We start from the raw sequence: 6,321 nt of genomic DNA on the forward strand, positions 1-6,321 counted from the left end.
GCGCCGGGCCGCGACGCTGCCGGCCGCCAGATCCATCTGCGCCATCAGCCAGCCGCCGAAGATGTCGCCCGCCGGGTTGGTGTCGGCCGGCATCGCGATGGTGCGGATCACCGGCGCGCCGCGATGGCTCGGCTGGCCATCCGCGCCGTCCCTGCCCTGCTCCTGCGTCATCGTCCGGACGAATCCCCGCCGCCAAAGGCTGGAACTCCTCCAGTCAAGCTCGGCGCGCGTCAATCGGGGAGCGCGAAGACCAGCAGTGCGTCGCCGGTGCCGAACCCGGCCGCCTTGGTGAAGGACGCGCCGCCGGCCGCCACCGCGAGGTACTGCTTGCCGTCCAGCGCGTAGGTCATGGCCGGGCCGCTGATGCCCGCGCCGCATTGGAACCGCCAGAGCAGCGTGCCGTCGCGCGCATCGTGGGCCTCGAGATGTCCGTCCTCCGCGCCGGAGAAGACCAGGCCGCCCGCGGTGGCGAGCGTCCCCCCGGAGAGCCGGCTGTCGGACCGCAGGGTCCAGGCGATCGTGCCGCCGTCTGCGAGGTCCACGGCGGTCAGCGTGCTGAAGGACGGCTCGCCCTTCGCCTCGCTGGTCTCGGTGTAGCGGATCTCCGGCCGGTCGCCGGAGGCCGGCACGGTCTTGATCGTGTAGGTCGTGGCCCCGTGGCGGACCTGCACGTAGGCGCGGCGCCCGTCATAGGCGGTGGGCGGCCACGACACGGCCCCGAGCGGCCCCGGCGCCACCACGGTGCCCTGCGGGGTCGGCGGCGCGAACAGGTTTTTTTGCTCGATCAGCGGGGCCGAGCGTTCGAGCAGCTTTCCGGTGGCGCGATCGTGGACGTAGATCCAGCCGGTCTTGCTGGCCGAGGCCACGGCCTTGGTGCCGTTCGGCCCGTCGAGCAGGAACGGCGGCGCTGCGACGTCGTAGCCCCACTCGTCGTGCGGCACCTGCTGCGAGTACCAGCGCAGCTGCCCGGTGCGGACGTCGAGGGCCACGAGGCAAATCGTGTAGAGGTTGTCCCCCGGCCGCGACGCGCCGAAATTCTGCGGCGCCGGGTTGCCGGTGCCGAGGAAGATCAGGCCGAGATCCGGGTCGTAGGCCGGGGTCATCCAGAGCGAGCCGCCGCCGACCCGCCAGGCCTCGCGGTTGGCCGGGGCCGCCGCCTTCTCGGCGGCGATGTCGCGTTGGAGCGGCACGCCGTCCACCGTCTGGCCGACGAAGCCGCCCTCCCAGCCCTCGGACGGGGTGACGTACCAGCGCCAGCGCTCGGCGCCGGTCCTGGCGTCGTAGGCCGCGAGCCAGCCGCGCCGTCCGTAACCGCCCTCGATCCCGACCACGGCGCCGCCGTCGAGCCCGCCGGCCGCGTCCTCCAGATGCAGGCCGTAGCCCGCCCCCGTGACGCCCACGATCACCAGCCCCTCGGCCACCAGCGGCGGCATCTTGAACCCGAGCCGGCTCGAGCCCTGCACCGGCTTGCCGCCGAGCTTGCCCGCGAGATCCGAGGCGGTCTCGCTCTCGCCCTCCTCCGGGCGCACCGCCTCCTTGTCCCACACCACCCGGCCGGTCTTGGCGTCGAGCGCGATCAGCCGCCCGTCCATGGTCGCCTCGAACACGAGGCCGTCCGAGACCGCGACCCCGCGGTTCGAGGGCGGCCCGAAGATCTTTTCCGTGCGGGGCTTGTGCGTGTAGGTCCAGAGCGGTCGGCCGGTGCGGGCATCGAGCGCCGCGACGTTGTTCTGGGTCGTGGACGTGTAGAGCGCGCCGTCGACCATCACCGGCTGGGCCTGGTAATAGCCGGTCACCCCGGTCTGGAAGATCCAGGCCGGCCGCAGCCGCGCGACGCTGGCGCGGTCGATCTGGGTGAGGTCGGAGAAATTGCGGTTGCTGTGGTCGTGCCCGAAGGCCGGCCAGGGGGTCTCGGCGGCGCGGGCGGCGGCGGGCAGGAGGATCGCGACGGCGATCAGCGCGGGGCGAAGTGCGGTCATGGGCGGCACGGCGTTTCCTTCGATCGATGTCTGTTCTGATTTTGAAGGCGCCGTGGCCGCTTTGATGATCTTCTGGCTCGGGCTGCGCAGGCAAGAACCAATCATTGCCGGAACGCCTGTGTCCAGGCAGATCTTCGAAGAAGGGTTCCCCTGCGACACGGATCAAAGTCGCCCGCCTTCCGATGGTTCGCCATCGGCCCGTATGCTATCCTGCGATCATGATGGGCGTTGAGATCACCCCTGCCTTACATGAGGCCATCGATGCGATCGTGCGCGCGCAGCTCGGTCGCTTCGGAGTGCGTGATGTCGAGGCGATCGCGGATGAGGATGCGGGTGGAGATCCGATCATCCAGGTCAGGGTCCACTATAACGATTCCGCGTCCGAGCCTGACCCTCGAATCGCATCCGAGACGCTTACGAAGCTGAACGACAGGCTGTTCGAGTTGCGGGAACCGCGATTCGCCTATTTACGGCACATGGTTCCGGAAGCGACCCCGAGCCCGCGTCCCCGCTAATGAGCCGGGAGCTTCTCGGAACGGCACGACGGCTCGCGAAGGCCAGTGTCGGCAGGCCGCGGCAATCGGATCTGAAGCGGGCGATCAGTACCGCCTATTACGCGCTCTTCCATGCGCTCGCGCGGGATTGTGCGGACAGACTGGCCGGAACGGGGCGGGACCGGCCAGACAAAGCGTGGCGCCATACGTATCGCGCGTTGAATCACGGAGATGCCAGAAGCGCATGCAAACAATTGCGCAGTTTTGGTTTTCCCAATGACCTGATCCGGGTTGGCGATGTCTTCCAGGGTCTTCAGGTGCAGCGGCATAGCGCCGACTACGATCCCACACACCGTGTGACCCGTGCCGATGCCTTGACGGCGATCGCGCAGGCCGAGGACGGTATCGCGAAACTGGAAGCGACCGCCTCCAAGGATCGCATTGCGTTCGCCGTCCAACTTTTGCTGAAGCAGAGGATGTCGTGATCGCGAGGGCAAAAGATTGGCATTGCTCTCCGTATCCAGCCCCCTTCGTCGAAAGATCCCTCACCCCGCCTTCCGTGCCGCCGCGTCGAGCTGGCCCGGGGTCGCCTGGGCGCCCATGGCCCGGGCCATGTCGGCGGCGCTCTGGCCGGCGGCATCGCGAAAGTCCGGGTCGGCGCCGTGCTCCAGCAGCAGCGCCACCATCTCGGTGCGGTCGAACATCGCCGCGGTCATCAGGGCGGTCCGGCTGCCGGTGCCGGTGCCGTCCACGGCGGCGCCGTGCTGGAGCAGCAGCCGGGCGATGGCGATGTCGTTCTTGAACGCCGCGCCGGCCAGAGGCGTCTGGCCGCGATCGTTGGCGAGTTCCGGGTCGCCGCCGGCCTCCAGGATCACCCGGGTGGCGTCCGCCTGGCCGTTATAGGCCGCGAGCATCAGCAGGCTGTCGCCCTTGTCGTTGCGCAGGTTCGCCGGCAGCCCCTGCCCGAACAGCTCCGCCAGCTCGTCGGCATGGCCCATCCGGGCGAACTGGAAGACCCGGCCCGCGAAGGCCAGGGTCGCGTCGTCGAGGGCCGGGGGCGTGTTCGTCTCGGAATTCATCGTCGCTCGCCTGCTTCACTCACCGGCGGATCTGGGATGGGACCCATCTCCGTCCGGCACCCCACGGGAACGTTTTCCCCCGGATGCTCGTTGCAGCCGCCACCCGGGCCGTGATGGCCCGATCCGTCGCCGGAGCGAGCATGCCGCGCCCCTATGAGCCCTTCGCCGATGCGTTGCGCATCGCCCGCGACATCGTCCGCGACCGGGTCGGTGCGGTGACGCGGGCGGCCGTGCAGGCGGATCCCCATGCCTACGACGAGGCCTGCGACGCCCTGGCGCTCCGGATCGCCGAGGCGCTGGTGGACGAGGGCGAGGCGGTGGCGAGCCGCTATGCCGGTTGGGACGACCGGGCCGCCTGAAGTCCGCACGGTCAGTCGCGCTTGCGGCCGCCCCCGCCCTTGTATTTCGGCTTCTGGCCGCCGAGGCCCTGCGTCGAGCGCGGCTTGGGCCGCTCCTGCCAGGCCACCGCGTTCGCCGGCATCTCGCGGTCGGTGCCCGGGCCCATGTTGTCGAGTTCCGGCTTCGAGATCCGGGTCGCCCCGGCGCCGCGCGGCGCCTTGCGGCCGTACTTGCCGGCCTCGCGCTCGACGTCGCCCTGCCGGGCCATCGGGTCGTCCGAGACCAGCAGCTCCGTGGCCTGGAGGCGCTTGAGTTCGTCGCGCAGGCGCGCGGCCTCCTCGAAGTCAAGATCGGCGGCGGCCGTCCGCATCCGCTTCTCCAGGTCGGCCAGCACCGCCTTGAGGTTGTGGCCCACCGTGATCGCGTCCTTGGCCAGGCCGGTATCGACCTGGACGTGGTCGCGCTCGTAGACGCTGTTGAGGATGTCGCTGATCCCGCGCTTCACGCTCTGGGGCGTGATGCCGTGCTCCTCGTTGTAGGCGAGCTGCTTGGTGCGACGCCGCTCGGTCTCGGCCATCGCCCGCTCCATCGAGCCGGTGATGGAATCGGCGTACAGGATGCAGCGCGCGTCGGCGTTCCGGGCCGCCCGGCCGATGGTCTGGACCAGGGAGGTCTCCGAGCGCAGGAACCCCTCCTTGTCGGCGTCGAGGATCGCCACCAGGGCGCATTCCGGGATGTCGAGACCCTCGCGCAGCAGGTTGATGCCGATCAGCACGTCGAAGGCGCCGAGCCGCAGGTCGCGGATGATCTCGATGCGCTCGAGGGTGTCGATGTCGGAGTGCATGTAGCGCACGCGCACGCCGTTCTCGTGGAGGTACTCGGTGAGGTCCTCGGCCATGCGCTTGGTCAGCGTGGTCACGAGGGTCCGGTAGCCGGCCAAGGCGACCGCCTTGACCTCACCCAGCAGGTCGTCGACCTGAGCCCGCGCCGGGCGGATCTCGATCACCGGGTCGACCAGGCCGGTCGGGCGGATCACCTGCTCGGCGAAGACGCCGCCGGTGCGCTCCATCTCCCATTTGCCGGGCGTGGCCGAGACGTGGACCGTCTGGGGCCGCATCGCGTCCCATTCCTCGAAGCGCAGCGGCCGGTTGTCCAGGCAGGACGGCAGGCGGAAGCCGTACTCGGCCAGGGTCGCCTTGCGGCGGAAGTCGCCCCGGTACATGCCGCCGATCTGCGGCACCGTGACGTGGCTCTCGTCCGTGAACACCAGGGCGTTGTCGGGCAGGTACTCGAACAGGGTCGGCGGCGGCTCGCCGGGGCGGCGGCCGGTGAGGTAGCGGGAATAGTTCTCGATGCCGTTGCAGGCGCCGGTGGCCTCGATCATCTCGATGTCGAAGGTGCAGCGCTGGTCGATGCGCTGGGCCTCGATCAGCCGGCCCATCTTCGTCAATTCCTCGATCCGGCCGTTCAGCTCGTTCTTGATGCCCTTGATCGCCTGCTGCAGCGTCGGCCGCGGCGTGACGTAGTGGGAGTTGGCGTAGACCTTCACGAATTTCAGCTCGGCGATCTTCTTGCCCGTGAGCGGGTCGAACTCGACGATCGACTCGATCTCGTCGCCGAACATGCCGATCCGCCAGCCGCGATCCTCAAGGTGGGCCGGCCACAGCTCGATGGAATCGCCCCGCACCCGGAAGGTGCCGCGGGCGAAATCCGCCTGGATCCGCTTGTACTGGAGGGCCACGAGGTCGGCCACGAGTTGGCGCTGCTCGATCTTCTCGCCGAGCGTCACCGTGAACGACATCGCCGTGTAGGTCTCGACCGAGCCGATGCCGTAGATGCACGACACCGAGGCGACGATGATCACGTCGTCCCGCTCCAGCAGGGCGCGGGTGGCCGAGTGGCGCATCCGGTCGATCTGCTCGTTGATCGACGATTCCTTCTCGATGAACGTGTCTGAGCGCGGGACGTAGGCCTCGGGCTGGTAGTAGTCGTAATAGGAGACGAAATACTCGACGGCGTTGTCCGGGAAGAACGACTTGAATTCGCCGTAGAGCTGCGCCGCCAGGGTCTTGTTCGGGGCGAGGATCAGCGCCGGGCGCTGGGTCTGCTCGATGATCTTGGCCATCGTGAAGGTCTTGCCCGAGCCGGTGACCCCGAGCAGGACCTGGTCGCGCTCCATCGCGCTGATCCCGCCGACCAGTTCGGCGATGGCGGTGGGCTGGTCGCCGGCCGGCTCGAACTCGGATTTCAGCGTGAACCGGAGGCCGCCCTCGGATTTCTGCGGCCGGTCCGGCCGGTGCGGCACCCAGGTCTGGCCGTCCTTGAACAGCGGGTTGCCCTCGATCAGCAGCCGCTCCAGCGCCGTCACGGTCGCGGAGGCGCCGCCGTCGCCGCCCGGATCCGGCAGGTCGGCGCCCTCGGGCGCGGGCC

The 6,321-nt window shown here is 69.4% G+C and carries 6 protein-coding genes and 1 pseudogene; 3 read left to right on the forward strand and 4 right to left on the reverse strand.

Annotated features, from left to right (window positions below):
- Positions 1-171 (reverse strand): annotated as a pseudogene (locus tag FV228_RS34250) (acyl-CoA thioesterase); the annotation flags it as partial.
- Positions 172-230: 59 nt separating this feature from the next.
- On the reverse strand, positions 231-1,979 hold the full coding sequence (locus tag FV228_RS17780; RefSeq protein WP_147855845.1) for a PQQ-binding-like beta-propeller repeat protein: 1,749 nt from the start codon (positions 1,977-1,979) through the stop codon (positions 231-233).
- Between FV228_RS17780 and FV228_RS17785 the strand changes: the two genes are divergently transcribed.
- Both FV228_RS17785 and FV228_RS17790 read left to right on the forward strand, forming a co-directional pair.
- Positions 1,978-2,211: a hypothetical protein gene (locus FV228_RS17785; protein WP_147855846.1), complete on the forward strand. Its 234-nt coding sequence runs from the start codon at positions 1,978-1,980 to the stop codon at positions 2,209-2,211. The two genes, FV228_RS17780 and FV228_RS17785, sit on opposite strands and share 2 nt — an antisense overlap.
- A gap of 282 nt (positions 2,212-2,493) precedes the next feature.
- Positions 2,494-2,958, forward strand: coding sequence for a hypothetical protein (locus FV228_RS17790; protein WP_147855847.1), 465 nt, complete (start codon positions 2,494-2,496; stop codon positions 2,956-2,958).
- Positions 2,959-3,018: 60 nt separating this feature from the next.
- On the opposite strand, the gene FV228_RS17795 is transcribed toward FV228_RS17790, so the two are convergent.
- Positions 3,019-3,552 carry an ankyrin repeat domain-containing protein gene (locus tag FV228_RS17795; RefSeq protein ID WP_147855848.1) on the reverse strand — a complete coding sequence of 178 codons (534 nt, stop codon included), beginning with the start codon at positions 3,550-3,552 and terminating at the stop codon, positions 3,019-3,021.
- A 140-nt stretch (positions 3,553-3,692) separates the two neighbouring features.
- Between FV228_RS17795 and FV228_RS17800 the strand changes: the two genes are divergently transcribed.
- On the forward strand, positions 3,693-3,911 hold the full coding sequence (locus FV228_RS17800; RefSeq protein WP_147855849.1) for a hypothetical protein: 219 nt from the start codon (positions 3,693-3,695) through the stop codon (positions 3,909-3,911).
- A gap of 11 nt (positions 3,912-3,922) precedes the next feature.
- On the opposite strand, the gene uvrB is transcribed toward FV228_RS17800, so the two are convergent.
- Positions 3,923-6,321: excinuclease ABC subunit UvrB (gene uvrB / locus FV228_RS17805; RefSeq protein ID WP_147855850.1), on the reverse strand; the 2,399-nt coding region annotated here is incomplete at its 5' end.

The sequence above is a fragment of the Methylobacterium sp. WL18 genome, assembly GCF_008040015.1.
GTDB classification, from domain to species: domain Bacteria; phylum Pseudomonadota; class Alphaproteobacteria; order Rhizobiales; family Beijerinckiaceae; genus Methylobacterium; species Methylobacterium mesophilicum.